Raw genomic sequence first — 26,455 nt, forward strand, 5'->3', positions numbered from 1 at the left:
TTACAGCGTCTCGGAGGCGGCCGCGCGCAGCGAGCCGCCCTCGTTCGCCACCGCCACCACGTTCAGCGCCAGCAGATCGTCGAAGGCCGCGTCGGCGGCCAGTTCGCGGACCTGGATCTGGTAGCGGGGCGTGGTGCGGTAGGTGCCGCCCTGCTCGTCGCTCACCGGCACCAGGAATCCTTGGTCGGCAAGGAAACGCAGGGCGCGGGACACCATGCCGCGGGTGGTGTCGGCGGCGAGCCTGCCGTCCTTGGTGGCCGCGGCGGCGGGGCGGCGCGCGTAGGCCCGCCACGCCTGTTCCAGCTCCGGCGCGTCCGCCAGGGGGTCGTTGTTCGCCTCGGCCTCCGCGGCGCGCTCGTCGAGCATCCGCGCGGCCTCACGGACCATCGCGTCGACCTGTTCGACGCTGACCCGGCCGATGTAGGTGTCGTTGGCGAGGTCGTCCGGGCGCGGGTAGCCGAGCGCGGCGGTGGCCAGGTGGATGAGCCCGTGCAGCACCTTCTCGGTTTCGCGGCGCTCACGGATCTTGCTCTGCCGCGCGTAGCTGTCCATGCGGATCTCGAACACCGACTCGTCGGTCGCGGCGAGCACCGCGCCCGCCTGCTGGTTGACCTCCAGCACCATCAGCCCCAGCCCGGCCGCGACCGCGTGGGTGAGCGCCTTGAACGCGTTGTCCTCGGCGTAGCGGCGCACCAGTTCGCCGTACACGACGTCGCGCGCGGGCAGCTGCTTGGGCCGCATGCCGTAGGCGACCAGCCGCGCGGCGGCCTCGGCGTCCACGCTGCTGTGGGACACGGCCATCAGGCGACCTCCTCGTTCTCGGGTTCTTCGTCGGCACGGTCGAGCTGCGCGGTGGACAGCAGCAGGTCGGCGCCGCCGAAGTCCGGGTCGGCCAGGAGGGTGCCGTCGTCGACGGCGAGCAGCACCTCGCGCTCCCCCTGCCGCCGCGCGGCGCCGACCTCGGGACTGTAGGCGTGCAGCGCGCGCAGCGCGACCAGTGACGGCAACGCCGGATCGATCCGGCGGGCCTCCTCCAGCAGACCGGACAGCCTGCGCGGCACCTCGGGCAGGTGGAGCAGTTCGTCGGCGCGGCGCCAGACCTCGTCGCCGAAGCGGTCGTTGTCCTCGGCGGGCATCAGCTCGGGCTCGGGGATCTCGCCGATCAGCTGCTCGCGTTCCGGCGCGGGCCGCAGCAGCAGCGAGACCAGCGCCGACAGCGACGGCACCACCGGCGGCGTGATCCCGGCGACGGCGTGGAAGAACGACTCGGCCGGGGCCGCCGCGTCGGCCAGCGGCAGATCGAGCGTGGGCACCAGCAGCTGGCCGAACAGGTCGAGCGTCGCCCGCTGCGGCGGACCGGAGAACTGCTGGCGGTCCTGTTCGGCCCGGAACACCGCGCCCGCGTCGGCCAGCCGCGACTGGAGGCGGGTGTGGCGGCGGATGCAGTCGCCCACGATGTCGACGAGCTCGGCCGCGCGGCGCTTGCGGTCCAGGTCCTCGGTCTCGTCGCGCGCGGTGGTGATGTTCTTGAGGATCGCGTTCTCCGCGCGGAAGCGGGACTCGATATGGCTCAGCGCGTTGTCCAGCAGCTCGGGGACCTCGCGTTCCCAGTCCACCGCGCGGACGTCGCGGCGGGTCGCGTCCAGCTTCGCGCGCAGCGTCTCGCCGTACTGGACGGTGCGGTAGCGGGCCTGCTCGGCGGCCAGCTTGGCGTCGGCGAGGCGGCCGCGGGTGATCAGGTTCTCCAGCTTGACCTCGGCCGCGATCTGCGCCGACTCGACGTCGGTGTCCAGCGCGCCGACCAGGACGTTGATCGCCTCGTCGGTGGCGCGCAGGTAGACCTCGCCGTCCGGGGCGGCCAGCTCGACCAGCAGCTTGAAGTCGAACTGGCGGCGCTGGTAGCCGCCGGGCCCGATCGACCCGTAGACGCGCCGGAAGCCGCGATCGGTGGTGCCGACGTTGATCATGTTGTCGAGTACCCACTTGGCCACCCGGACGTGCTCCTCGGGCATCCGCGACGGTGCCTGGAGCGCGATGAACGGCAGCAGCCGGTCGATCACCTCGTCGTGCCCGGCGCCGGTGTCGAAGTCCATCGCGATGGTGACCTGGTCGATCGTGTGCAGCGCGATCTCGGCCATCTGGTAGATCGTGGCGTCGGCCCAGTCCAGCTTCGCCTTGCGCGCGTCGAGGTCGTGCAGCGGCGCGGTGCAGGCGAGAGCCTTGAGCCGCCGCGTCAGGCCCTCGTCGGCCAGTCCCGCCGCGGTCAGTTCGTCGTCTCGCACAGCAGGCCAGGCTAGTCGGCCTTCCCCGGGCGCACGCACGGGTGACCTATTACCTCCATCCATGCCCCCGCCACCGCCCTCAACGGGGGCGCTGCGCGCCGCGGGTCTAACTTGAGATCATGCACGAGATGAGCAGGGACGAATGGTGGGCGTTCGCGACCGAGGGGACCCGGACGGGCATGCTCGCGGTGGTGCGCGCCAGCGGCGCGCCGATCGTGACGCCGGTGTGGTTCCTGCTGGACGAGACCCCCGACGGGGACGAGCTGGTGTTCACCACCGGCACGGACACCCTGAAGGGCAAGGCGATCCGCCGCGACCCGCGGATCTCGCTGTGCGTCGACGACCAGCGGCCGCCCTACTCCTACGTCCAGTTCACCGCCGAGGCGCGGCTGACCCACGACCTGCCCGAGATGCTCGACTGGGCCACCCGGCTCGGCGGCCGGTACATGGGGCAGGAGCGGGCCGAGGCCTACGGCAGGCGCAACGCCGTCCCGGAGGAGTCCCTCGTCCGGGCGAAGATCACCAAGGTCATCGCGCGCCGCGGCATCGCCTCCTGACGCTGAAGGACGCCTTTAGTGCGCTCGATGCACTGAAAGCGTCCTTCAGCTCCCCCAGGCCACGTGGACGGCGCCGGGTTTGCGGAACACCAGGCCCGACGGCGTGGACGGGGCGGCCAGCCGGACGCCGGGCAGCCGGTCGAGGACCGTTTCGACGGCGATCCGGGTCTCCAGCCGGGCGAGGTCGGCGCCGAGACAGTAGTGCGGCCCGTGCGCGAACGCGAGCTGCCCGCGCGGTTCCGGGCGGCGGGGATCGAAGACGTCCGGGTCCGCGAACACCGCCGAGTCCCGGTTGGCCGCGGTCAGCGACACCGTGACCAGGTCGCCCGCGGCGATCGGTGCCCCGGCGAGCTCGACGTCGCGCGTGGCGTACCGGTCGACCACCGCGGCGGCGGGCTCCAGCCGCAGCGACTCCTCGACGACGGCGGGCACCAGCGTCCGGTCCGCCCGGACTTCGGCCAGCCACGCGGGCTCGGTCAGCAGGTGCCGCAGGACGTTGGCGATCATGCCCTCGGTCGTCTCGATGCCGCCGAACATCAGCACCGCCGCGTTCGCCACCACCTCGGGCAGCGCCAGCGCCGCCGCCGCGTCGGTCAGCATCGAGGGATCGCGGGCGGCCACCGAACCCTCGATGTGCGCGCGCAGCTCGCCGAACGCCTCCGCGCCACCGTTCCCCGGTTCCCGTCCTGCCGTGTAGTCGTCCACAGTGGACACAATGGCGTCGTACCAGGCGAGGACGCGGGCGACGTCGGCGTCGCGCAGGCCCAGCGCGTGCGCCACCACCGCGGCGGACAGCGGACCGGCCAGCGCCCGCCGCAGCTCGGCGCCGCCCTCGTCGCGGAAACCGGCGACCAGCCGTTCGCACTCCTCGCGCACGTAGGCGCCGAACCGCTCCTCGACCTCCCTCGGCCGGAACCGCCGCGAGAACGGGGCCCGGTGCCGGGCGTGCTCGTCCCCGTCCCGTGACAGCATCGACGGGCCGACGACCCTGGCGGTGGAGAACCGGGGATCGTCCACGGTGAAGGCCGCCGCGTCGCGCATGACCCGCAGCGCCAGATCGTGCCGGGTGACCAGCCAGCCGTTCAGCGCGGGCAGCCACGACACCGGCTCGGCCGCGCGCAGCCGCGCCAGTACCGGATGGGGATCGGCGGCCAGTTCGACGGCCGTCACCGCGGCCCCGACGGGAAACACTGGCCAAAGTTACCCCTCGATGGCCGGTCACCGCCGGGCTTTTATTCGTCGGCGTCGCGGACCAGCAGCGCGATCTGGACCCGGTTGCCGAGGCCGAGCTTGGTGAACAGGGCGCTGGTGTGCGCCTTCACCGTCGCGACGCTGATGAAGAGCCGTCCGGCGATCTCGGTGTTGGACAGCCCCTCGGCGATGGCACGCGCGGTCTCCCGCTCGCGTTCGGTGAGCGCGGCCAGCTTCCGCCGCGCCGCGTCCCGGGCCGCCCGCCGCTCCCCGGCCGACCCCGGCCCGGTCGCCGCGGCGATCAGCCGGGCCGTGGCGGCCGGGGAGAGCGCGGGGTTCCCGGCGGCCACGGCGCGGACGGCGGCGACGATCTCGGCGGGCGGGGTGTCCTTGAGGACGAACCCGAGCGCCCCGGCACGCAGGGCGCCGAGCACCATCTCGTCGGAGTCGAACGTGGTCAGCACGAGCACGCGCGGCGGCTCGGGCCGGGCGAGGATCTCCGCGGTCGCGCTCAGCCCGTCGCGGCCGGGCATCCGCACGTCCATCAGGACGACGTCGGGGCCCCGCTCGGCCACCAGCGCGATCGCCGCGTCCCCGTCGGCCGCCTCGCCGGTCACGACCAGGTCGGGTTCGCCCTCCAGGACGAGCCGCAGCGCCATCCGCACCAGCTGGTCGTCGTCGACCAGCACGATCCGCACCGGTTCCGTTTCGGTGTCCACTCACGCGTTCCCTTCGCCGGTACGGACCGGCCACGGCAGCCGTGCCCCGAGTTCGAAGCCACCCCCGGGGACCGGGTGGTGCTCCAGGGTCCCACCGGCCAGCCCGACCCGTTCGGCGAGGCCGAGCAGCCCGAATCCGGACGCGGGTGTCCCGCCGGCCGACCGCGAAGCCCCGGTGTCGCGGACGGTCACCCGCAGGTCCTCGCCCGCCGCGCCCTCGATCGCGACCCGCACGCGCGCGCCCGGGGCGTGTTTTCCCGCGTTGGTCAGTCCTTCCTGGACGATCCGGTACACGGTCCGCCCGAGCAGATCCGGGGGCTGTCCGGTCACCGCGGTGGTGACCTCGACGTCGAGGCCGAGCGCCCGCGCGTCGGCGGCGAGCGCCGGGACGCCGTCGAGCGAGGGCTGCGGCGGCTCGGGGCCGTCCGGGTTCGCGCGCAGCACGCCGAGGACCTCGCGCAGTTCCTCCAGCGCCTGGTGGGACCCGTCGGCGATACCGCGGGCCAGCACGGCGACCTGGTCGGCGGGCAGGTCGGTGCGGTGGCCCAGCACCCCGGCCTGCATGGCGACCAGCGAGACCCGGTGCGCGAGGACGTCGTGCATCTCGCGGGCGATCCGGTGCCGCTCCAGCGTCCGGGTCTCCGCCTCCCGCGCGGCCTGCTCCCGCTCCGCGCTCTCCGCCCGATCCCGCAGCGACCGCAGTTCCTCCCGCCGCGCCCCGACCGCGACGCCCACCGCCACCACGATGCCCACGATGAGGGCCGGGTAGGCCAGCGTCAGCCACAACGGCTGCGGTTCGCCCCGCTGCGGATAGAGGCCGTTGGTGAGCGGGGCGGTGAGCACGCAGGCCACCGCCAGGAACACGGTCTGCACCGGGCGCCGTCGCGCGGCCAGCGAGCCGATCGCGAGCAGCACGGCGCCGCTCGCGAGTGTCGACACGGTCGAGACGGCCACGACCGCCGTGGTGACGGTGAGCGGGTAACGCCGCCGCCAGATCAGCAGCACCAGGCATACGAGCGCCACCAGCGGGTCACCGATGAGCAGCCAGCCGAGCACCGGGCCCGAGGTCCCGTACGGCAGCTGGCCCGCGGCGACGAGCCAGACCAGCACCCCCAGCACCGCGGCCGCGAGCGGCCGCCACGCGTGCTGCCACGGGCCGAGCGGCGGCGCGGCATCCCCCGCCTTTGCTTTCACCGGCCCATCATCCTCGATCCGCCCGGCCCCGCGCAGCCCGCCGCGGGACGGTGCCACCCCGACCGGAGTCGAAGATCCTTCTCCGACTCCGGTCGGGGCCACCGCGCGCCACGGAGCCGATGTGTCCGGCCGTCACTCCCGCGAGACTGGACGTCACCAGGGCGAGAACGCCCCGAACGGAAGGACCACGATGCACAAGGGCGGCTACGTCGCGCTGCAGATTCTCGGCATGGTGATCACCATCGTCTTCGCACAGGCCGCCATCCGCAGCCTGTTCGACCACACCTCGGCCCCGCTGTGGGGTGCCCTCGACGGGATACCCGGTGGCTGGGGCGGGCGGCTGGTCGTGCTCCTGCTCCTCACCGCCGTCGGAGTCGTACTCGCGGGCTGGGCACACGACCGCCAGAAGAAGGCGCCGCGCTGACCACGGACGTCGGTCACGAAGCGCCGAGGGGGCGTTTCGTGGCCGCGTCACGCGAGCGCCGGAATGGGGGGGGGGGGGAAACCTCATGCCGGAACGAAACCCGCACGCGGCCTCGGCCGTGTTCACCGCGGCCGAGGCCGCGGGCGCGCACCTCGACCAGGAGAGCTGGGCCCGCTACGACACGCCCGCCGTGCGCGCGGCGCGCGAGCTGACCGGCGACGGCACGGCGGAGCAGGAGCCGCTGGACGCCCCCACCGCCGCCGACGCGTGAGTGCCGTCGCACCCGGTCAGCCCGGCGGCCCGCTGTCATCCGTGCCCGCGGACGCCCTCGGCCAGTTCGCGGGTGAGCGCGCGGACGGCCGCGATCCCTTCCGCCGCACCGGACGCGTCGAGCATCGCGCGCACCAGGGCGGAGCCGACGATCACCCCGTCCGCGAAACCCGCGACCTCGGCGGCCTGCCGTCCGTTCGCGACCCCGATGCCGACGCAGACGGGAAGCCCGGTCCTGGCCCGGACGCGCCCGACCAGGTCCCCCGCGGCTTCGCCGACCGCGGCGCGGGCCCCGGTGACTCCCAGCAGGGAGCTCGCGTAGACGAACCCGGAGCTCGCCGCCGCGATCTCCGCCAGCCGCGCGTCCGTGCTGCTGGGCGCGGCCAGGAAAATCGTGGCCAGGTCGTGCTTCTCGGCGTGTCCGCGCCAGCGCGCGGACTCCTGGACCGGCAGGTCGGGCAGGACGCAGCCCGCTCCCCCCGCCGCGGCGAGCTCGGCGGCGAACCGCCCGGCACCGTAGCGGTCGACCGGGTTCCAGTACGTCATCACCAGTACCGGCTTTCCCGACGCGGTGTGGGCCGCGCGGACGGTGCGCAGCACGTCGGCGATCCGGACGCCACCGCGCAGGGCGAGGTCGTCGGCGGTCTGGATGACCGGCCCGTCGAGCACCGGATCGCTGTGCGGCAGCCCGACTTCGACGATGTCGGCGCCGGAGTCGAGCATCGCCCCGATCGCCTCGACTGCGCCGTCAACGGTCGGGAAGCCCGCCGGGAAATAGGTCACCAGGGCGGCGCGCCCCTCGGCCTTCGCCCGCGCGAGCGTGTCGGCGAGCAGCTGCCGGTTTCCTTGTGCGACAACGGGAAACGTGGTCATCGTGTCACCGCCGGCAGCCCGAAGTGACGGGCGGCGGTGTCCATGTCCTTGTCCCCGCGCCCGGACAGGCTCACCACCAGCAGGCCGTCCTCGCCCAGTTCCCGGCCCAGTTCGAGCGCCCCGGCCAGCGCGTGGGCGCTCTCGATCGCCGGGATGATGCCCTCGGTCCGGGAAAGCAGCCGGAACGCGCGCATCGCCGCGTCGTCGGTGACCGGGAGGTATTCGCCACGGCCGAGGTCACGCAGGTACGCGTGCTCGGGCCCGACGCCGGGATAGTCCAGCCCGGCGGAGATCGAGTAGGCCTCGGTGATCTGCCCCTCGTCGTCCTGCAGGACGTAGGAACGCGAACCGTGCAGGATCCCGGGCGCGCCCGCGGACAACGACGCCGCGTGCTCCCCGGTCCCGACACCGTGCCCGGCGGCCTCGCAGCCGACGAGCCGGACGCCGTCGTCGGCGAGGAACGGGTGGAACATGCCGATCGCGTTCGAGCCACCGCCGACGCAGGCGACGACCGCGTCCGGCAGCCGCCCGGCACGCCCGAGGACCTGGCGGCGGGTCTCGACGCCGATGACACGCTGGAAGTCGCGGATCATCGCGGGGAAGGGATGCGGCCCGGCGACCGTGCCGAAGACGTAGTGCGTGGAATCGACGTTCGCGACCCAGTCGCGGAAGGTCTCGTTGATGGCGACCTTGAGCGTGCGGGAGCCGGAGCCGACCGGGACGACCTCCGCGCCGAGCATCCGCATCCGGTCGACGTTCAGCGCCTGCCGCCGCACGTCGGTCTCTCCCATGTAGACAGTGCACTCCAGACCGAAGAGGGCGCAGGCGGTCGCGGTCGCCACGCCGTGCGAACCGGCGCCGGTCTCCGCGATGACCCGCGACTTGCCCATGCGCCTGGTGAGCAGCGCCTGGCCGAGCACGTTGGTGATCTTGTGCGAGCCGGTGTGGTTCAGGTCCTCGCGTTTGAGGAACACCCGGGCACCGCCCGCGTGCCCGGCGAAGCGGGGCACCTCGGTGAGCGCGCTCGGGCGCCCGGCGTAGTGGGCCAGCAGGTCTTCGAACTCCGTGACGAACGCGGGATCGTCCTTGGCCTTCTCGTATTCGGCCCCCACCTCGCCGACGGCGGCGACCAGCGCCTCCGGGACGAACTGTCCGCCGAACGCGCCGAAGTACCCCTCGGCGTCGGGCCCCTGGTTTTCCGGTGCGGGGAAGAAGAATTCGCTGTCGCGCATTTTCCGGCATGCTCCTAGCCCGGGGCGGATGGCCCCGGTTTCCGGCCGATGATGGTCACGGGCGGGCGCGTCCGCGCGGCGAATCACCCCGCCGTTTCCGGCGTCCACGGCGTCCGTGAACATGCCGGTCCCGACGTGGTGAAAGCAGGACGGGGGAAGAGAAAACCCTCGGAAGCCCTACGCGGCGCGGCGCGCGCGGCGCCATCGCATCCCGTTGACCTGACCGGGTTCGGCGCCGATCACGTACCGCACCCGGCGCCCGCGCACCCGGCGGGCGGGCGCCCGGCAGCCACGCGGACGGCAGCCGCGGGCGAGGCGCAGGGCGATGGGCACACCGGAATCCTAGCCCATCCTCCGGCGCCCGGTCACGGCTATTCGTGGAACCGGGTGGTCTCGCCGAGCCCGGCACGCGGGGTCCTGACCCGGTTGACCGGGGCGGAATCGCAGGCGTAGCCGAAGGAAACGCCGAACAGCACCTTGCCGCCGGTCACGCCCAGCGACTCGCGCACCGCGTCCCCGTAGAAGCCCAGCAGACCCTGCGGGCAGCTGGCCACCCCGTAGGCCGTCATCGCCAGGAGCAGCGTTTGCCCGTACATGCCCACATCGGCGGTCATCCGTTCGTCCGCATTGGACGGTGCGAACACCAGGGCTACGTGGGGAGCGCCGTAGAACCGCAGGCTCTCCGCGTTGTGGGCGTCGCGGGCTTCGGTGTCTTCCCGGCCGATGCCGAGAGCTCCGTACATCGCTTCACCGAAACCCTTGCGCCGCTGTTGATGCGTCTCGCTGTACAGCGCGTCCCGATAGGGGAAGTCCACCGACAGACGGCGCCGTGTGTGTGCCGAGAGCAGCGCGTCGCTCAGCCGCTCGCGGGCCGCGCCGCTGACCACCTCGGCCCGCCAGGGCTGCGTGTTGGAGTTCGACGGGGCCGCCCCCGCCAGCGCGAAGATCGCCCGCATCGTCTCGCCGGGGACGGGATCGGGCCGGAAGGCCCGGATGGCCCGCCTGCCACGGATCAGCTTCTCGGCGTGTTCGGCCAGTGGGGTCGGCACAGCGTCACTCCTCGCTCGATTATGTACACACTCACGTTTACCTAAGGCCGACGCTAGCAGAAGACGACGGCGTTAAGTAAACGGACGTGTATGCTTAAGGGGTGAGCGAGCGGGAGACGGTCCGGCGACGCCGGGGCAGGGGCGGGCGCGAGCGCATCCTCGGCGCGGCCACCGCCCTGTTCGAGGCGCACGGGATCAACCCGACGGGCATGGAACAGGTCGCGGCCGCCGCGCCGGTGTCCAAACGCACCCTCTACACACACTTCCCCACCAAGGACGAGCTCGTGGTGGGCTACCTCCGGCACCTCGTGGAATCCGGGCGCACCACCGAAGGCGTGCTCGACCGCGAAGACCTTTCCCCTCGGGAGCGGCTTCTCGCACTGTTCACCGTGCCGGAGGGGAACGGCCCGATCCGCGGCTGCCCGTTCGTCGACGCGGCGGCGGAGTTCCCCGATCCGGGCAGCCCCGTCCACGTCTACGCGGCCGAGCAGAAACAGCGGCTGGCCACCCGACTGACCGCGCTGGTGAGCGAGCTCGGGATCGCGGAACCGCGGGCGCTGGGCGAGCAGCTGGCGGTCCTCGTGGACGGTGCCGCCAGCCGCTCGATGGTGCTCGACGATCCGGGCTGCGCCCGCTACGCGAGAACGGCGGCGGAGACCCTGCTCGACGCGGCGCTCGCCACCGGAGGTCCGTGAAGGACGGAATGCCAGACGGGCGCCTGGCTCAGGCGGCCAGGTGGAACGTGTTCGCGAAGCGGCCGAGGAGATCGCCGGGCCCGCGCAGCACCTCGACCACACCGGTCGCGATCGCGCGGTCCGGGGCGAGCTCGCCGGAGATGAGCCCGCGGATGTCCGGCCCCGCGGCGAAGGCGAGGTCGACCGGCCCGTCGCCGCGCGTCACGTCGAGGGCGGGACCGTCCACCCGGATGAGCAGCTCGGCGGAACCGAAGCGCGCCGCGTAGGCGGTCGCCGGGAGATCCGCCGCCACCCGCGGCCGGAAGGCGGTACGGAGCGCGATGGTCATCGAGTCGGGAGTGACGATCTGCTCCTCCCTCGGCTCACCCATCGCCTTGAAACCCCAGGCACCGAGCGCGAGCACGACGGGCTCCAGTTCACGGCCGTAGGGCGTCAGCTCGTAGAGCACGACGCGTGAGCGCGGCGCCCGGCGGATGACACCGGCCTCCTGCAACTCCTTGAGCCGCGCCGCCAGGATGTTGCTCGGGATCCGGGGCAGTCCCGCGGCGAGTTCCCCGTAACGGCGCGGCCCGACGAGCAGGTCGCGGACGATGAGCAGGGCCCAGCGCTCGCCCACGAGCTCCAGTGCCCGCGTGACGTTGCAGTACTGCCCGTAGTCGCGTGCGGCCATCGACCTCAGGCCTGCTGGTTCGCGACGGCCTCGGGCCCCTGCTCGGCGGCGACCGGGTCCATGTAGCCGAACTCGAGGACGTTGCCGTCGGGGTCGGTGAGCTGACGCTGGTACATGAAGCCGTAGTCCGCGACGGGGTGCGACTCGGAGCCACCCGCGGCGACGCCCTTGGCGAGCGTCGCGTCCACCGCGTCCCGGCTTTCGAGGAAGATCGCGGTCGACACCGAAACGGCCGCCGCCGGGTCGCCGATCGGCCGGTCGGTGAAGGTCTGGAAGAAGTCGCGCGCCAGGATCATGATGCCGCTGTGGCCGTCCTCGACGACGACGCAGGCCGCGTTGTGATCGCTGAACAGCGGGTTGATGGTGAATCCGATCGCCGTGTAGAACGCCTTCGCGCGCTCCAGGTCGGTCACCGGCAGGTTGACGAACATCGTGGTCATCGGGGTCTCCCTCTCGCGGGTCCGTTGTGGACCGCCCTACACTTGCAAAAAACAAGTGGAGCGTCAAGGCCACGAAAAAGCCTCCTTGAGGGGGACCCGAAGGCCCTCAAGGAGGCTTTCCCTGACCGGCGTACCGGACGTGGATCAGGAGGTCGGCCGCTCCGGGGCCAGCGAGTTCCCGGCCGGGATGTGCCCGCAGCTGGTCGGCGCGGCCTTGCCGGCGAACCGGTCGTTGAGCCAGCCGATCGCCGACGGCGCCCACGCGGCGGCCGCCCCGACGTGGCTGAGCACGTCGTACTGCTCGTACTTGATCGACCTGTTGCCGGTGGCGCAGTACTGGTTCGCCAGCGCGCGGACGTCACCGGCGACCATCACGCCGTCGCCGGTCCCGATGCCGGGCGGGTTGCCGAAGGTGCCCTCGAAGACGCCGCCGTTGCCCTGCGCGATGAAACCGGGGGCGGTCGGCGTGGGCGCCTGGCCGATGTTGATCTTGTTCACCGCTTCGACGAACGGGCGGATCGAGTTCGGGTTGACGTACTCCGGCTTGACCAGCTTCGCCCAGGTCAGCCCGGGATAGTGCCCCACCGCGTCGATGATCGACGCCTTTTCGAGGTCCTTGAGCACCTGCAGGCCATAACTGCTCGCGTAGGGCTTGAGGTCGATGCCGAAAGCCCGGGACGCCCCGATCAGCGCCATCGGCAGGACACCGGTCCACGCGACGCTGCCGTCGACGTACTTGAGGTTGTGCGCCGGGGCGACGAGCACGCCGCCTTCGGTGAAGCCGACGAGGTTCCGGTCGACGTCGGGCGCGTAACCCGGGGCGAGCGCGGCGGCCCAGCCGGTCGCGATGGCACCACCCGAGTACCCGATGAGCCCGAACTTCGTGCTCGCGTTCATGCCCGTTTCCGCGGACCTCGTCGCGGCGCGGACCGAGTCCAGGGTGTTGGTGCCGTACTCCGGCCCCGCCGCGAAGTTCGCGGTCTGCCCCTCGGTGTCGGGGATGACCACGTTGTAGCCCAGCAGCAGCGCGGGCGCGATGAACAGCGCCTCCGCGTTCGGGATGAGGCCACCCAGCGAAACATCGCCCGCGATCGCCCGCGACGGACCGTGCTCCGGGTTCAGCGAGTCATAGAACGACTGGTACGAAACGGCTTTACCGCTGTCGCCGGTGAGACTGCGGACCACCGTGGTCACATTGGCGGACGGGCGGCCCTGTGCGTCGGTCGTCCGGTAGAGCAACTGGACGGCCTTGAGCGGAGTGGGAACACCGACGACGTGGTAGTTCAGCGTCCGGGTCTTGAGCACGGTCCCGGGGGCGAACGACGAAAGCGGCTCATCGCCGCTGTAGGCGTAGAACGGGTCGGCCGAGGTGGTCGCCGGCCCTGCCGCCGTGGCGGCCGTGGCGGCCGGCGCGGCGACGAAGGTCAACGTGAGGGCGACCGCGGCGGCCAGCAGGCGAACAGGGTTCTTGACCATGACTCCCCTTTGAATCATGAAGTGGATCACAGTGCGACGTCGGCAAACCTACCAGTCGGTAACTACCATGTACAGCGCCGTACATCGATCGTGCGCACCGTTCACTTTTCACAGTCGGTCACCCTGCCGCTCCGCTATTGACATCGGGCGGCCGAGGGTGTGTGATTTCCGCTATAGATAGGAAACTTTCCTAACTATGACGCTCCACCGGTGGGCCGCCGCCCATTTCCGCCGCGCTGTCCCTCCCTGACCCCGATCCAGAGACCCAGCAGGAGGCTCCAGTGGCACCCCGCCCACCGTGGCGCGCGGCCTTGACATGTCTGGCCGCCGCGGCGCTCGGCACCGCCGCGCTGCCCGTGCTCAGCGCGTCCGCCGCGTCGACCGACTACGAGTCGGAAAGCGCTTTCATCAGTAAGGGCAAGGTCGAGTCCAACCACGCCGGGTACTCCGGCAAGGGGTTCGTCAACCTCGACAACGTCGTCGGCAGCTACCTCGAATACTCCGTCGACGCGGCACAGGCCGGCACGCACACGCTGACCTTCCGCTACGCCAACGGAACCACGGCCGACCGGCCGCTCGCGCTCACCGTCGGCGGCGGCCAGGCCACCACCCTTTCCTTCCCCGCCACCGGGTCCTGGACGACGTGGAAGACCGTGACCACGACGGTGAAGCTCGCCGCCGGGGTGAACAAGGTCCGCACCACCTCGACCACCGCGGACGGCGGCCCGAACGCCGACAAGCTCACCGACACCTTCACCGGCTCCGACGACGGCGAACCGCCGACCCCGCCGAAGAACCTCAAGGTGAACGACGTCAAACCCGCCTCGGCGACGTTCACCTGGGAGGCCTCGTCCGACAACGTCGGCGTCACGCGCTATGAGATCAACCGCGGCGGCAACATCCTCAAGACCGTCGACGGGAACACGCTTTCCGCGACCGTGGACACGCTGACCCCGAACACCGCCTACGACATCTCGATCGGCGCGTTCGACGCGGCGGGCAATCCCTCGCAGCAGAGCAACGTCGTCACCTTCACCACTCCCCCGAGCGACGACACCACGCCGCCGAGCGCGCCCGGCGGCCTCAAGGTGACCGGGACGACCGCGAACAGCGTGTCACTGGCCTGGAACGCCGCCACCGACAACAGCGGCACCATCGCGGGCTACGACGTGTACCAGGGCGCCACCAAGGTCGCGACGACCACGGCGCTGGAGGCCACGGTCACCGACCTGGCCCCGGCCACCTCCTACACGTTCACGGTGAAATCCCGTGACCCCAACGGGAACACCTCGGCCGCGAGCGACGCGGTCACCGCGAAGACCACCGGCGGCGGCACCGGCGGGGGCGGGATCCCGGAGTACGACAGGGACATCGCGAAGGTCGACCTCGCCTGGTCGGTCGGCTTCCTGCCCGACGGCTCGGCGCTGGCCACCGAACGCGACCGGTTCGAGGTCGTCCACGTGACCCCGGACGGGCAGAAGACCGTGGCGGGCAAGGTCCCCGGCACCGTCACCACGAACGGCGAGGGCGGCCTGCTCGGGCTGGCGGTTTCCCCGGCGTTCACCACCGACCACGCCGTGTACCTCTTCCAGACCACCGCGAACGACAACCGCGTCGTGCGGATGAAGTACGAGAACGGCGCGCTGTCGAAGACCGCCGAGCCGGTCCTCACCGGGATCGCCAAGAACCGCTTCCACAACGGCGGCCGGATCCGGTTCGGCCCGGACGGCAAGCTGTACGCGACCGCGGGCGACGCGAAGAACGGCGGCAACGCGCAGAACAAGAACTCGCTCAACGGGAAGATCCTGCGGCTCAACGCGGACGGCTCCGCGCCCTCGGACAACCCGTTCTACGGCAGCGGCGGCAACGCCCGGTACGTCTGGAGCTACGGCCACCGCAACCCGCAGGGGCTGGCGTGGGACTCGCGCGGTCAGCTGTGGGCGGCCGAGTTCGGGGACAGCAAGCTGGACGAGCTGAACCTGATCCAAAAGGGCGGCAACTACGGCTGGGACAAGTGCGAGGGCACCCAGGGCGACTGCTCGGGGTACATCGCGCCGAAGAAGACCTGGCCGACTTCGCAGGCGGGCCCGAGCGGCATCGAGATCGTCGGTGACTGGATCTACGTCGCCGGGGTGACCGGCGAACAGCTGTGGGTCATGCAGATCAACGCGGCGGGCACCGGCGTCGGCCCGGCGCAGGCGGTGTTCTCCGGCCGCTGGGGCAGGCTGCGCTCGGTGACGAAGTCGCCGGACGGCGGGATGTGGCTCACCTCCACCAACAACGACAAGAACGGTGGCACGCCGGACAAGCTGGACAACGTCATCGTGCGGCTGAAGTTCGCCGGCGGGACCGCCCCCGGCGCCGACTTCAAGCTGGCCAGCACGGCGTTCGCGGACAACGCGAAGATCCCGGACCGCTTCACCTGCGCCGGGGACCACTCCGCCGGGCAGGACACCTCCCCGCCGCTGGCGTGGGGTGCCGGAAAGACCGGTGCCAAGGGCTACGCGATCGTGTTCGCCGACGTCGCGAACAACGGCACCAAGCTGCACTGGGCGATCTGGGACGTCCCGGCCGCGACGACGTCGCTGCCGGAGGGTCTCGGCGCCGGGTACGCCGTGCCGGACCAGGGTGGCGCCAAGCAGAAGGCGATGGGCAGCGGGGCGAACGCGAAGAAGTTCTTCGGCCCGTGCCCCGGCGGTTCCAGCCATCCGTACACGTTCACGCTCCACGCGCTGAACACCGCGACCGTACCCGGCCTGAGCTCGTCCTCGACGATGGCCGAGATCGAGAAGGCGATCAAGAACGCTTCGACGGCGAGCGTGAAGCTGCGCGGGACCTCCAGCGCGGCAGCCGGTTGAGCCGCGGGTGGGGTGACCGGAGCGGCGCCGGTCACCCCACCCGCACCCACCACGGACATCTCGCGGGAAACCACCGCCGTTACGCGGTTCCCGGTCGCACGGCACGCGACGTCGATCACAGCCCGGTCCGGTGGACCGGGCTGTTTTCGTCCCCGGGGCAGGGGTTCCGGGGAGATCTTCACCGAATTCGAGCAACGAAACCGGGAACTTTCCGGGAATCCCCGCGCGGCAACGACACAGCGTAGTGATTCACCCGCCTTTCACCTGTCCACCTTGCTTCAAGTTTCCTTGACACAACCTTTGCAATCCCTTTACTTTGGCCGGGCGATGACCGTTTCGGTCACCGCGGTCCCGTATTCCGCTTCGGAGGTATCGCATGGACAAGCTGGTCAAGCTGATCGCGCAGGACAAGGTGTGGGACAAGTGGGTCGCGGCGAATTCGGCGCCGAGCGCGAACAAGCAGGGCTGCATTTCGCGGTCCAAGCAGGGCTGCATTTCCCGTTCCCGCAAGGCCTGACGCTCCCCGGGACCGGCGGCCCCGCACGGGCCGCCGGTCTCCGGCTTCGGATGATGGGTGAACATGACGAGCCAGCCACCGGCCGAGATGGTCGACGCGGTCCGCGACATCCCCCTGTACCGGGAATCCCTCGCCCGCGGTGAGTTCCCGATTCTCGAAAAAGAACGCATCGCGCGGGGATTCCCGGACAACTGGATGACCCCGGAACTGCGCACGGCACTGGACTCCGGTGACGCGGAGTTCGTGCTGTCCACCGGCACGAACCACGCGCGCATGCAGCTGATCCGGCCGCCGTACTTCCTGCTGAAGTCCTACTACCGGTTGTGGAGCGAACATCCCGACATCGCGCACACCTGGGAAAAGGGCTGCCCGCGCGTGTCGCTCACGACCGTGCTGGCCACCCAGCACGTCGCGCGGGTCAACGCGCGTGCCCGCGGTGAGCAGCCCGCCGAGCGCCCGGGACTGGCGGATCGGCGCCTCGACGAGCGCACCGTGTACGTCAACCAGCGGCTGGACCCGGCGCTGTGGACCCGCGAGGATGTCGCCGGGATGCTCGACGAGATCGAGCGGACCCGCGCGGAGCACCCCAGCGGGAGCTACCACCTCGACTGTTCGAGCTATCACCTCGCGCACCTGGCCGGGAAGGCGCGGCAGTGGGGCCTGGCCGACCGGCTGCCCCGTCCGGACAGCATCGTGCACGCCTACGAGTACACCCCGGACAACGTGGCCCGGTTCCTGCGCGCCGAGTTCGACTGCCCGATCGTCGATCTGTTCGGCAGCACCGAACTCGGCTACCTCTATTACAGCGACGGCGAAGGCCGGTATCACCCCTACCTCGACCGGATGCGGGTCGAGCTGGTCCCGGTCGAAGCGGGCAGCACGCTGTACAGCCTGATCGTCTCCAGTATCCGCAACCCGTACATGCCGCTGATCCGCTACCGGTCCGGCGACTGCGCGCGCACCGTGGACGGCAGCCCCGACCCCGCCCGGATCGCGCGGTTCTGCGGCCGGGAAAAGGAACTGGTCCGGGTCGGGTCCACGCTGCTGTGCCACGGCGACCTCGACCGGTGGATCGGCGCCTGCGCCCCGCCGGTGTTCCTCTACCGGCTGCGCGTCGGCGAAGGCTCCGGCGCGGAGCTGGAGTACACCACGTTCGACGGCGGCCCGCTCGACGCGCCGGCCGCCGCGTCGCTGGTCGCCGCGCTGGCCGAACATCTCGAACTGTCCGTCGAACCGGTGCACCGGCGGCACATCCCCATCGGAAAGTCCGGCAAGTACGCCTGGCTGCACCCGGAATCCCGCGACCACTAGGAGAACCGTGCCCGCTGTATCCGCCGCCGACCCGCGTGCCCTGCTGGGCGAACCGTTGTACGCGGAGGTCGTCGAGTACTTCGTCGCCAAGACCGGCCAGTCCGCCGAACACGTCGGACGGCAGACGCTGGAATGCCTCCGTTACCTGTACCTGGTTTCCGCCTACGAGGAGGAGCTCGCCGGACTGTTCCTCCCCGTCGAACAGGAGATCGACGAGATCTGGCACTACCTGATCCTGCAGACCGCGCAGTACCGCGAGTTCTGCGAGCGGCTGCCCGGCGGGTTCTTCGTCGAGCACCGCAGCATCAGCTACACCGACTACCAGTCCGAGCCGCCGCGCGAACAGGCCGCGGGTGAGGCGCTGCGCTGGATCCCGTTGTACGTCAAGGAGTTCGGCCCGTTCGACGAGGGCGCCCTGCCGCACTGGACGATCGTGCGCTTCCTGCACGAGGAGCTAGACATGTCGCTGGCGCAGATCGCCGAACTCGCTCCGGTCAGCTGACCGGAGCCAGGGCCCTGGCGTCGCGTTCCCGGGAGGCGAACGCGACGCCGAGGCCGACGGCGAGCTGGACCGCCAGCACGACGCCGAACGCCGTCGCGTATCCCTGTCCACTGTGGAGGGTCCCGAACAGCGTGCCCAGCGCCGCGACGCCGATCGCCATCGCGCCCTGCTGGGTGGTCACCAGCACGCCGCCGCCGACGCTCGCGTAGGCGGCGGGCACCGCGCCGAGCACCGAGATGTTCGCCGCGCCCACCACCAGCGCCTGGCCGAGGCCGACCAGCACCAGTCCGGGCAGCGCGCTCCACACGGTGCCGCCGAACCAGCCCAGCGGCAGCGCGGCGAGCAGCCAGGCCACCCCGAGTCCCTGCACCAGGGCGCCGTACGAGGTCACCCGGCCCGCCAGCCGGGCCCGCAGCGCCGGGACCGCGAACGAGCCGAGCAGGAACGCCAGCGACATCGGGGCCACCGCCAGCCCGGCGGTCAGCGGGTCGAGGCCGAAACCGTGCTGCACCGTCAGTGGCAGGGCGAACAGGAAACCCGCCCAGGCCGCCAGGAACGGCGCGAGCAGCAGCAGTCCCCCGCGTACCTGGGGTGCGGCGAGTACCGACGGCGGCAGCAGCGGCACCGCCCCGGCGGCGGCCACCCGCTTTTCCGTGCGCCACAACGCGGTCGCGGCCACCGGTGCCAGCAACGGCAGCGCGATCGTCCACCAGGGCCACCCCAGCAGCGGACCGCGGTTCAGCGGCACCAGTACCGCCAGCACCAGCGCGCCGAGCAGCGCGGTACCCCGCCAGTCGATGCCCGCCGGGTGCGCGGAGCGGCTGTCGGGCACCACGAACACGGCCAGCACGGCGGCGATCAGGCCGAGCGGCAGGTTGACCAGGAACAGCAATCGCCACGAGGTGCCCCAGAGGTCGACCTTGAGCAGTACCCCGCCGAGGACCAGGCCCAGGATCGCCGCCAGGCCGCTGACCGCCGCGTACCGGCTCATCGCCTTCGCCCGCCGGTCCGGCGGGACGGCGGCCTGGATGGTGCCCAGGACCTGCGGCGGGATCAGCGCCGCCGTCGCGCCCTGGAGGACCCGCGCGGCCACCAGCCACTCGGCCCCGGTCGCGACCGCGCACAGCAGGGAGGCGAGCACGAAGCCGAGCAGCCCGGCCACCAGCGTCCGCCGTCTGCCGAACGCGTCCCCGAGCCGTCCGCCCGGCACCAGCAGCAGGGTGAAGGCGATGCCGTACCCCGCGACCACGAGTTCGAGGTCGGCGTTGGCCGCGCCCAGCTCGTCGGCGATGGTCGGCAGCGCGACGTTGACGATGAACGAGTCCATCATCGGCAGGAGCGTGGCCAGCAGCACCACGCCCAGCCCGAAGGCGGACAGCGGACGGCTCACTGCGTCACCGCGTCCCGTGTGTCCACATGCGACAGACGGAAGCCGTGATAGCCCTCCTGAGCCACGGAATCACAGACGCGCCGGTAGACGTCGAGACCGCCGGCGTAGGGCATGAACACCCGTGCCTTGCCCGCGATGTTCGCGCCGAGGTAGTAGGAGTCGGCGTGGTGGTAGAGCGTCCGGCCCGCCGCCTCGGCGACCCGTTCCGCCCAGTCCTCCTGCGCGGCCCTGCCCGCCTCCGCGGTCCCGACGCCCGCCGAGCGCAGGCGCACCAGCAGGTCCCGGATCCAGGCGACGTGGTGCTCGATCGCCCGGAGCATGTTCGAGAGCACCATCGTGCTGCCGGGGCCGGTGATCGTGAACAGGTTCGGGAACCCGGCGACGGCGAGCCCGAGATACGTCCGGGGGCCGTCGGCCCACTCCTCGGCCAGCCGGGCGCCGTCCCGGCCGGTGACGTCCATCCTGGTCAGCGCGCCGGTGAACGCGTCGTAGCCGGTGGCGAAGACGAGCACGTCGAGCGGGTAGTGCCGCCGTGTGGTGCGGAGCCCGTTCTCGGTGATCTCCGCGATCGGCTCATCGCGCAGATCCACCAGCCGGACGTGGTCGCGGTTGAACGTCTCGTAGTAGCCGTCGTCGACACAGAGCCGCTTCGTGCCGATCGGGTGACCGCGGGGAACGAGCCGTTCGGCGGTCCCGGCGTCGGCGACGGTCTTCCTGATCTTGTCGCGGAAGAAGTCCGCCAGCAGCGCGTTCGCGGTGAGGTCGCGGCCGGTGTCGGTGAACGTCGCGACGATCCCGGTACCGCCGGTGGCCCAGCGGCGTTCCAGCGCGGCCTCCCGCTCGGCGGGTTCGGTCTCCACAATGGACTGTCCGGTGCCCGCCACCACGTGCCCGAACCGCGTCGTGCTCGCCAGCTCGACGCGCTCGCCGTACTTCGCCGGCTCCCCCGCCAGCTCGGCCCCGGTCAGCGGCCGGTTCCTGGCGGGCACGCTGAAGTTCGCGGTCCGCTGGAACACGACGAGTTCCGCGGCCTGTTCGGCGAGCCGGGGGATCACCTGGATCCCGGACGACCCGGTGCCGAGCACGCCGACGCGCCTGTCCGCGAGGCCGGCCGGCTCGCGTGGCCACCGGCCGGTGTGGAACCGCTCGCCGCGGAACCGCGCCAGCCCCGGCAGGTCCGGCACCTGCGCGGCCGACATGCAGCCGACGGCGGTGACGAGGAAGCGGCACCGCGCCTCGCCGCCCTGCTCGGTGCGCACCAGCCAGGTCGAGGACGGCTCGTCGAACGTGGCCGCGACGATCTTCGTGCCGAAGCTGATGAACGGCAGCACCCCGGCCCGTTCGGCGAAGTGCTCGGCGTAGCGCAGGATCTCCGGCTGCCCGGCGAACCGCTCGGACCAGCGCCAGTCCCGATGCAGTTCGGGGTCGTGCAGGTAGCAGTAGTCGAGGCTCTCGATGTCACAGCGCGCGCCCGGATACCGGTTCCAGTACCAGGTCCCGCCGACCCCGTCGCCGGTTTCGAAGCCGTGACAGGAGAATCCGCTCTTCCTCAGCTCGGCGAGCATGTGCAGCCCCGCGAACCCGGCCCCGATCACGATGACGTCGTGGTCGATCCGCCTGCCGTCGCCCAAGGGGATCCCTCTCGTCCCGGCGCCACCGGGGCCGCCGCGTGTCAGCTCACCGCCACCCTACCGACAAAACGGACTTTACGCACAGACCGGTCACTGTTGCCCAGTGGACGAGCGCCCCAATGTGGCATTGGGTGCATGTCCCAGCGATCCACAAAGGACGGACGGGACGAACCGGAGCGAACGGCTCACGAAGCGCGCAGTGCCTTGACGGTCAGTTCGTAGGACCGCGCGCGGGCCGCCGGGTCGTACACCGGGGTCTCCAGCATCAGCTCGTCCGCGCCGGTCCGCGCCGCGATCGCCGTCAACTGCCGCGCCACCGTCTCCGGCGAGCCTTCCGCCTGCTGCGCGTGATAGGCCGCGAGCCCCTCTTCGAGTTCGGGCGCGAAGACGTGCTCCGCCGCCTCGGCGACGCTGGGGAACGGCGCGGTGTCGTCCTGCTTGGCGATGTTCTCCGTCAATACCCGCGCGGGCCGCCCCAGCACGGCGGCCTCGGCGTCGGAGTCCGCGCAGATCGTCCGTACCGCGACGATCACGTAGGGCTCCGCGCCCCAGCGCGACGGCCGGAACCCCGCCCGGTACCGCTCCACCACCTCGACCGTGCTCTGCGGCCGGATGTGGTGGGCGACCGCGATCGGCAGCCCCAGTTCGGCGGCGAGCCCCGCGCCCGCCGGGCTGGACACCAGCAGCCACGGCCGCGGCCGCTCGACGCCGGGCAACAGGGAGGTCTCGTCGCCGAGGAACCCCAGCACCGCGCGCACGCCCTCGCGGTACTCCTCGTCGGTCGCGATCCCCGCGCCCCGGCGCAGCGCGCGGATCACCGGCTCGCGGAAGGTGCCCGGCCCGCGCCCCATGCCGAGGTCGATCCGGCCGGGATGCAGCGCGGACAGGGTCAGGAACTGCTCGGCGAGCGCCAGCGGCGCGTGGTTGGGCACCAGCACCCCGCCCGAGCCGACCCGGATCGTGCCGGTCGCCGCCGCGTACGAGGCCGCCAGCACCGGGGGCGACACGCTGGCGATGATCGGCGTGCCGTGGTGCTCGGTCAGCCACATCCGCCGGAAGCCGAGTTCCTCGGCGCGGCGCGCGGTGGTGACCGTCGCGGCCAAGGTGTCACCGGCCTTCCCGCCCGCCTCGACGAGCGTGAGTTCCAGTACGGACAAGGGAAGATCGTTCATGAGGGCCACGGTAGCGAAAACTGTCGGTGCCGGGTGCCACTATGGCCGGACCCGCGAGGAAGGGGAGGAAATGCGCACTCCGGTCACCGGCGAGGTCCACGTCCACTATGGACAGATCTACGTCCAGGGCGAGCACTACGGCTCGAACATGGGGGAGATGTTCGCCGGCCAGCGAAACGGCCACCTTCCCCGAACTGGCCTCGCCATGACGCGCACACGCGGGAGAACGTCACCCGGCGCGGTCCGCGGGCGGCGCGGCGAGCCGCGCGGCCAGGGCGCCCGCCTCCTCCTCGCGGTGCTGCGCGCGATAGAGGTCGACGGCCTGCCGCCAGGCGTCCCGCGCCCCGGCGTGCCTGCCCACCGCCTCGAGCGCGGTGCCGAGCCGGCCGAGCGTGCCGGCCCGGTCGTAGGTGTTGTCGATTTCCTGTTGCACGGCAAGGGCTTCCCGGTAGCGCGCGATCGCCTCGGCGTAGTGGCCCGCGTGCTGGGCGAGATAGCCGAGGCTGTCCAGCGCGTTCGCCTCGCCCTGCCGGTCGGCGTGCCCGCGGTGCAGCGCGAGGGCGCGTTCGCAGTGGGCACGCGCCTCGGTGTGGTTGCCCAGCCGGACGTGACACCGGCCGAGCAGGTTGTGCGCGTTGGCCGCGCCGACCGGGTCGTCGAGCGTGCCGAACAACCGCAGCGACTCGGTCGCGTGCGTGCGCGCCAGCTCGTCTTCGCCCTGTTGTGCCAGTGCCAGCGCGAGAAACCGGTGCGTGTTGCCGAGGTTGGCAACGTCGCCGGTCCGTTCGGTGGCGGCCACGGCCTCGCGCAGGTGCTCGATCCCGTCCGCCCGCCTGCCGAGCCGGGCGTAGGCGTGGCCGAGCCGCCGGTGCGCCCAGGACAGCGCGGTGGGCGTGCCGAGCCGGCGCGCGGCGCCGAGCCCGTCGAGCCAGACGCGGAGGTTGTCGGCCAGGTGACCACGCCGGTAGTGGAAGGTGTCCAGCGACCACGCCAGCCGCCATGCCTGCTCGTCCCGGCCCTCGGTGGCGGCGAACCGGTGCGCGGCGAGCAGGCAGTGGTGTTCCGCGTCGAACCAGGCGAGCGCCCCGGCCTCGTCATCGAGGGGATCCGGCCGGACGTGCCCGGCGGGCACCCCTGGCTCGATCGGCGGCCGATGAGGTTCGAGCAGCCGCTCCCCCGCGTAGGCGGTGTGCAGGAAGTAGTCGACAAGGCGGCCCAGCGCCGCGGCGCGCACGGATCCGGCGAGCCCCCGGCGGGCCTGCTCGGCGGCGTGGAGCCGGACCAGGTCGTGCATCCGGTAGCGGCCGGGTACCGGCTGGGCCACCAGGTGCGCCGCCTCCAGCTCCCGCAGCAGCACCCGCGTCCCGGCGGCGGGCAGCCCGGCCAGCGCGGCCGCGGCCGCCAGGCCGATGTCGGGGCCCGGCGCCAGCCCGAGCAGGCCGAACAGGGTGGCCGCCGCCTCGTCCAGCGCGTGGGTGGAGGCGGTGAACACCGCACGCAGGTTCGCCGACACCTCGCCCGCGTCCAGCGCGTCGAGCCGGCCGGCGGTGTCGCGGAGCTCGTCGGCCAGTGCGCGCAACGGCAGTCCGGGCTGCGTCGCCACCCGCGCGGCGACGATCCCGAGCGCCAGCGGGAGGCCGCCGCACAGCGCGAGCAGATCGTCGACCGCGTCCGGTTCGGCCGCCACCCGGCCGGCGCCGAGATGCCGGGTCAGCAGTTCCCGGCCCTCCCCCTCGGTCCAGACGTCGAGGGTGAGCAGCAGCGCACCGTGCGTGGCCACCAGCCCGCCGAGCCGGTGTCGGCTGGTGACCACCACCACGCACTCCGGGCCGCCCGGCAGCAACGCGGCCGCCTGGGCGGCGTCGCGGGCGTTGTCGAGCACCACCAGCATCCGCCGCTCGGCGACGAGGCTGCGGTACAGGGCGAAGCGGGCCTGCTCGTCCGCCGGGATCGCCTCGGGCGCCACCCGCAGGGCGTCCAGGAAACCGCGGACGGCGACCGCCGGGGGCACCGGCTCGGCCGTGGGGTCGAACCCGCGCAGGTTGACATACAGCTGCCCGTCCGGGAAGCGGTGCGCGTTCCGGTGGGCCCAGTGCAGCGCCAGCCAGGTCTTGCCGATCCCGCCGATGCCCCCGAGCGCCGAGATCACCATGGTGCCGCGGCGGTCGGCGCCGGCGTCGAGTGCCGCGCCGAGGCGGGCCAGCTCACGGGTCCGGCCGGTGAACAGCCGCGGCGGCGCGGGCAGCTGCCGCGGCACCGGCCGGGCCGGGGGCGCTTCCCCGGCCCGGCCGTCTTCCGGGCCGGGCACCTCCTGGGCGAGCACCCGGCGGTGCGCCTCACGCAGGTCGGCGCCCGGGTCGACGCCGAGTTCGGCGGCGAGCCGGGCGCGGATGCCGGTGAAACGCCGCAACGCCTCCGCCTGTTGCCCATCACCCGCGAGCGCGAGCATCAGCCGGGCGGCGAGCCCTTCGTGCAGGGGTTCCTCGTCCGCGAGCGCGCGCAGCCGGGCCACCGCAGCGCCGGCCCGTCCCAGTTCACGCGCGGTGTCCGCATAGCGGAGCGTGGCCTCGGTGCGGCGGCGGAGCACCGCGACCGCGGCCGGGTGCGCCCGGATCCGGCTGTCCACATTGGTCAGCAGAGCACCACGCCACAGCCCGAGCGCGGTCTCGTACGCGTCGAGAGCCGCCCGCGGGTTCCCTGCGGCGCGGTGCCGGTCCGCCTCGCCGATCAGCTCGTCGAAGCGCGGCAGGTCCAGCTGGTCCCCGGTCACCCTGAGCCGGTAACCGCCGCGGGTCGCGGCGATGAGCGGCACCGCGCCCGCGTCCCGGTCCGGTTCGAGGATCCGGCGCAGCCGGGCGACGTAGGTGTGCAGCAGGTTCGCGGCGGACTTCGGCGGGTCCTCGCCCCACAGCAGGCCGGCCAGCTCGTCCCTGCCGATCGCCCGGTCGGGCTGCAGCGCCAGCACCGCGAGCAGCGTGCGCTGTTTGAGCGCGCCCACCTCGACCGGATTCCCGTTGTGCCAGAAGGCCAACGGGCCCAGCACCGAGATACGCGGCCCCGGCGGCTGCTCGGCGCCGCGCGCGGGCTCCGGTGGCCGCAGCCCGGCCGCTTCGGCGAGCCGCCGGGTGGACTCGCCGCGCGGCCTGCCGACCGTGCCCAGCTCCACCCCGCGCAGAGTGCGTTCGCTCACGCCCGCCCGCCGGGCGAGTTCGGCCTGGCTCAGCCCGGCCCGCAGTCGCGCGGCGCGCAGCCGTTCCCCGAACGGCTCCGCCTGGCGCATGCTCATCCCGTCCTCTTCGCGGTCCCCCGTGCGGTCGCCCCGGCCCGGCACCGACCCCCTGCCATCCTGCCCGAGCGGACGGGCCGGGGAAAAGCCGCGCGCGGTGTCCGCCGTGCCGCGTCGGCATTGCCGATGCTGCCGGTCGCCGCCGCGCCCCTGCCGCCGGACAGCGCTGTTCGCCCTGGCCGGAGCCTCGCCACCCGGTCGGGTCCGCGTGCGGGGCCGGTCCAGTTCCGGTACAGCAAGACGTCGGCCGCACCGGACTACCGTGGTCCCGGTGATCATCGGAGCCAACGGGCGAGCGACCGTTCCGGCGGGTGCGGACCCGCCGCGTCCCGCGCGGCGCCACGCGCTGGCCACGCTCCTCGGGGCCACCAGGGCACGGGTGCTGGAGGCGACGGAAACCGGCTGCACCACCACCGGTCTGAGCCGCACGCTGGCCATCTCGGCCGCGTCGGCGAGCTACCACACCACGATCCTGCGCGCGGCGGGTCTCATCGAAACCCACCGCGCGGGCTACGCGGTGCGCCACGAGATCACCGCGCTGGGCGCGGCCCTGCTGACCGGCCGGCTAGGGGGCGGCCGGTCGGCGGGTGCCGCCCCGGCGAGCGAAGCACGCACGGCCGCCGACACCCCGCCGCGTCCTCGGCTGCCCGAGGAGCACCCCGGCCGCTGACACGCGACACACCCGAGGCCGTCCGGCGCGCACCACGGCCCCACCC

The 26,455-nt window shown here is 72.4% G+C and carries 25 protein-coding genes; 9 read left to right on the forward strand and 16 right to left on the reverse strand.

Going from position 1 to position 26,455, the window contains the following annotated elements:
- Both ABD987_RS04110 and ABD987_RS04115 read right to left on the reverse strand, forming a co-directional pair.
- The gene (locus ABD987_RS04110) at positions 1 to 801 is read right to left on the reverse strand and encodes a hypothetical protein (protein WP_345387065.1); all 801 of its coding nucleotides are present in this window, start codon (positions 799 to 801) and stop codon (positions 1 to 3) included.
- Positions 801 to 2,282 carry a hypothetical protein gene (locus ABD987_RS04115; protein ID WP_345387067.1) on the reverse strand — a complete coding sequence of 494 codons (1,482 nt, stop codon included), beginning with the start codon at positions 2,280 to 2,282 and terminating at the stop codon, positions 801 to 803. Before ABD987_RS04115 ends, ABD987_RS04110 begins: the two co-directional genes overlap by 1 nt.
- Before the next feature lie 119 nt (positions 2,283 to 2,401).
- Between ABD987_RS04115 and ABD987_RS04120 the strand changes: the two genes are divergently transcribed.
- Positions 2,402 to 2,839, forward strand: coding sequence for a PPOX class F420-dependent oxidoreductase (locus ABD987_RS04120; protein WP_345387069.1), 438 nt, complete (start codon positions 2,402 to 2,404; stop codon positions 2,837 to 2,839).
- A gap of 45 nt (positions 2,840 to 2,884) precedes the next feature.
- Here the strand turns inward: ABD987_RS04120 and ABD987_RS04125 are convergent, their stop codons facing one another.
- Genes ABD987_RS04125 through ABD987_RS04135 form a run of 3 tightly spaced genes read right to left on the reverse strand, consistent with a single transcriptional unit; the run spans position 2,885 to position 5,943 of the window.
- Positions 2,885 to 4,030, reverse strand: coding sequence for a cytochrome P450 (locus tag ABD987_RS04125; protein WP_345387072.1), 1,146 nt, complete (start codon positions 4,028 to 4,030; stop codon positions 2,885 to 2,887).
- A 41-nt stretch (positions 4,031 to 4,071) separates the two neighbouring features.
- Positions 4,072 to 4,749 carry a response regulator gene (locus ABD987_RS04130; protein ID WP_345387074.1) on the reverse strand — a complete coding sequence of 226 codons (678 nt, stop codon included), beginning with the start codon at positions 4,747 to 4,749 and terminating at the stop codon, positions 4,072 to 4,074.
- Entirely contained in the window at positions 4,750 to 5,943 is a 1,194-nt protein-coding gene (locus tag ABD987_RS04135) for a sensor histidine kinase (protein WP_345387076.1), read from the reverse strand.
- A gap of 190 nt (positions 5,944 to 6,133) precedes the next feature.
- On the opposite strand from ABD987_RS04135, the gene ABD987_RS04140 reads away from it, so the two are divergent.
- Together ABD987_RS04140 and ABD987_RS04145 are read left to right on the forward strand one after the other, a co-directional pair.
- A complete protein-coding gene (locus tag ABD987_RS04140; RefSeq protein ID WP_345387078.1) occupies positions 6,134 to 6,367 on the forward strand; it encodes a hypothetical protein in 234 nt (77 codons plus the stop codon).
- An 85-nt stretch (positions 6,368 to 6,452) separates the two neighbouring features.
- Positions 6,453 to 6,638, forward strand: a complete 186-nt coding sequence (locus ABD987_RS04145) for a hypothetical protein (RefSeq protein WP_345387080.1) — start codon at positions 6,453 to 6,455, stop codon at positions 6,636 to 6,638.
- A 35-nt stretch (positions 6,639 to 6,673) separates the two neighbouring features.
- Here the strand turns inward: ABD987_RS04145 and trpA are convergent, their stop codons facing one another.
- From trpA to ABD987_RS04165, 4 genes are all read right to left on the reverse strand, one after another.
- The gene (gene trpA, locus ABD987_RS04150; protein ID WP_345387082.1) at positions 6,674 to 7,510 is read right to left on the reverse strand and encodes a tryptophan synthase subunit alpha; all 837 of its coding nucleotides are present in this window, start codon (positions 7,508 to 7,510) and stop codon (positions 6,674 to 6,676) included.
- Positions 7,507 to 8,742, reverse strand: coding sequence for a tryptophan synthase subunit beta (gene trpB, locus ABD987_RS04155; RefSeq protein ID WP_345387084.1), 1,236 nt, complete (start codon positions 8,740 to 8,742; stop codon positions 7,507 to 7,509). The genes trpA and trpB overlap by 4 nt, the downstream gene beginning before the upstream one ends.
- A 177-nt stretch (positions 8,743 to 8,919) precedes the next feature.
- The gene (trpM, locus tag ABD987_RS04160; protein WP_345387086.1) at positions 8,920 to 9,075 is read right to left on the reverse strand and encodes a tryptophan biosynthesis modulator TrpM; all 156 of its coding nucleotides are present in this window, start codon (positions 9,073 to 9,075) and stop codon (positions 8,920 to 8,922) included.
- A gap of 38 nt (positions 9,076 to 9,113) precedes the next feature.
- Positions 9,114 to 9,791: a nitroreductase gene (locus ABD987_RS04165; protein ID WP_345387088.1), complete on the reverse strand. Its 678-nt coding sequence runs from the start codon at positions 9,789 to 9,791 to the stop codon at positions 9,114 to 9,116.
- Positions 9,792 to 9,892: 101 nt separating this feature from the next.
- Here ABD987_RS04165 and ABD987_RS04170 point away from each other — a divergent pair, with 101 nt between their 5' ends.
- Complete coding sequence (locus tag ABD987_RS04170) at positions 9,893 to 10,486, forward strand: TetR family transcriptional regulator (RefSeq protein ID WP_345387090.1); 594 nt, start codon at positions 9,893 to 9,895, stop codon at positions 10,484 to 10,486.
- A gap of 28 nt (positions 10,487 to 10,514) precedes the next feature.
- Here the strand turns inward: ABD987_RS04170 and ABD987_RS04175 are convergent, their stop codons facing one another.
- The 3 genes from ABD987_RS04175 to ABD987_RS04185 all read right to left on the reverse strand — a co-directional run bounded on the left by ABD987_RS04175 (position 10,515) and on the right by ABD987_RS04185 (position 13,090).
- Complete coding sequence (locus ABD987_RS04175) at positions 10,515 to 11,156, reverse strand: winged helix-turn-helix transcriptional regulator (protein ID WP_345387092.1); 642 nt, start codon at positions 11,154 to 11,156, stop codon at positions 10,515 to 10,517.
- Positions 11,157 to 11,161: 5 nt separating this feature from the next.
- Complete coding sequence (locus tag ABD987_RS04180) at positions 11,162 to 11,596, reverse strand: VOC family protein (RefSeq protein ID WP_345387094.1); 435 nt, start codon at positions 11,594 to 11,596, stop codon at positions 11,162 to 11,164.
- Between the two features lie 144 nt (positions 11,597 to 11,740).
- Entirely contained in the window at positions 11,741 to 13,090 is a 1,350-nt protein-coding gene (locus ABD987_RS04185; RefSeq protein ID WP_345387096.1) for a lipase family protein, read from the reverse strand.
- A gap of 263 nt (positions 13,091 to 13,353) precedes the next feature.
- Here ABD987_RS04185 and ABD987_RS04190 point away from each other — a divergent pair, with 263 nt between their 5' ends.
- The 4 genes from ABD987_RS04190 (at position 13,354) to ABD987_RS04205 (ending at position 18,260) form a co-directional block, all read left to right on the forward strand.
- Positions 13,354 to 15,930: a YbhB/YbcL family Raf kinase inhibitor-like protein gene (locus ABD987_RS04190; protein ID WP_345387098.1), complete on the forward strand. Its 2,577-nt coding sequence runs from the start codon at positions 13,354 to 13,356 to the stop codon at positions 15,928 to 15,930.
- 376 nt (positions 15,931 to 16,306) lie between these two features.
- Positions 16,307 to 16,447, forward strand: a complete 141-nt coding sequence (locus ABD987_RS04195) for a hypothetical protein (protein ID WP_345387100.1) — start codon at positions 16,307 to 16,309, stop codon at positions 16,445 to 16,447.
- A 63-nt stretch (positions 16,448 to 16,510) separates the two neighbouring features.
- On the forward strand, positions 16,511 to 17,758 hold the full coding sequence (locus tag ABD987_RS04200; protein WP_345387102.1) for a phenylacetate--CoA ligase family protein: 1,248 nt from the start codon (positions 16,511 to 16,513) through the stop codon (positions 17,756 to 17,758).
- A 7-nt stretch (positions 17,759 to 17,765) separates the two neighbouring features.
- Positions 17,766 to 18,260: a glycine-rich domain-containing protein gene (locus ABD987_RS04205; RefSeq protein ID WP_345387104.1), complete on the forward strand. Its 495-nt coding sequence runs from the start codon at positions 17,766 to 17,768 to the stop codon at positions 18,258 to 18,260.
- On the opposite strand, the gene ABD987_RS04210 is transcribed toward ABD987_RS04205, so the two are convergent.
- The 4 genes from ABD987_RS04210 to ABD987_RS04225 form a co-directional block, all read right to left on the reverse strand.
- Positions 18,253 to 19,650: an MFS transporter gene (locus tag ABD987_RS04210; RefSeq protein ID WP_345387106.1), complete on the reverse strand. Its 1,398-nt coding sequence runs from the start codon at positions 19,648 to 19,650 to the stop codon at positions 18,253 to 18,255. The genes ABD987_RS04205 and ABD987_RS04210 overlap by 8 nt on opposite strands.
- The gene (locus ABD987_RS04215; RefSeq protein WP_345387108.1) at positions 19,647 to 21,281 is read right to left on the reverse strand and encodes a flavin-containing monooxygenase; all 1,635 of its coding nucleotides are present in this window, start codon (positions 21,279 to 21,281) and stop codon (positions 19,647 to 19,649) included. Before ABD987_RS04215 ends, ABD987_RS04210 begins: the two co-directional genes overlap by 4 nt.
- 185 nt (positions 21,282 to 21,466) lie before the next feature.
- On the reverse strand, positions 21,467 to 22,453 hold the full coding sequence (locus ABD987_RS04220) for an LLM class flavin-dependent oxidoreductase (protein WP_345387110.1): 987 nt from the start codon (positions 22,451 to 22,453) through the stop codon (positions 21,467 to 21,469).
- A 229-nt stretch (positions 22,454 to 22,682) separates the two neighbouring features.
- A complete protein-coding gene (locus tag ABD987_RS04225; RefSeq protein WP_345387112.1) occupies positions 22,683 to 25,739 on the reverse strand; it encodes a BTAD domain-containing putative transcriptional regulator in 3,057 nt (1,018 codons plus the stop codon).
- 271 nt (positions 25,740 to 26,010) lie between these two features.
- On the opposite strand from ABD987_RS04225, the gene ABD987_RS04230 reads away from it, so the two are divergent.
- A complete protein-coding gene (locus ABD987_RS04230; RefSeq protein WP_345387114.1) occupies positions 26,011 to 26,409 on the forward strand; it encodes an ArsR/SmtB family transcription factor in 399 nt (132 codons plus the stop codon).
- Positions 26,410 to 26,455 lie beyond the last annotated feature (46 nt).

This window comes from Amycolatopsis samaneae, from assembly GCF_039541975.1.
In the GTDB taxonomy this organism is placed as follows: Bacteria; Actinomycetota; Actinomycetes; order Mycobacteriales; family Pseudonocardiaceae; genus Amycolatopsis; species Amycolatopsis samaneae.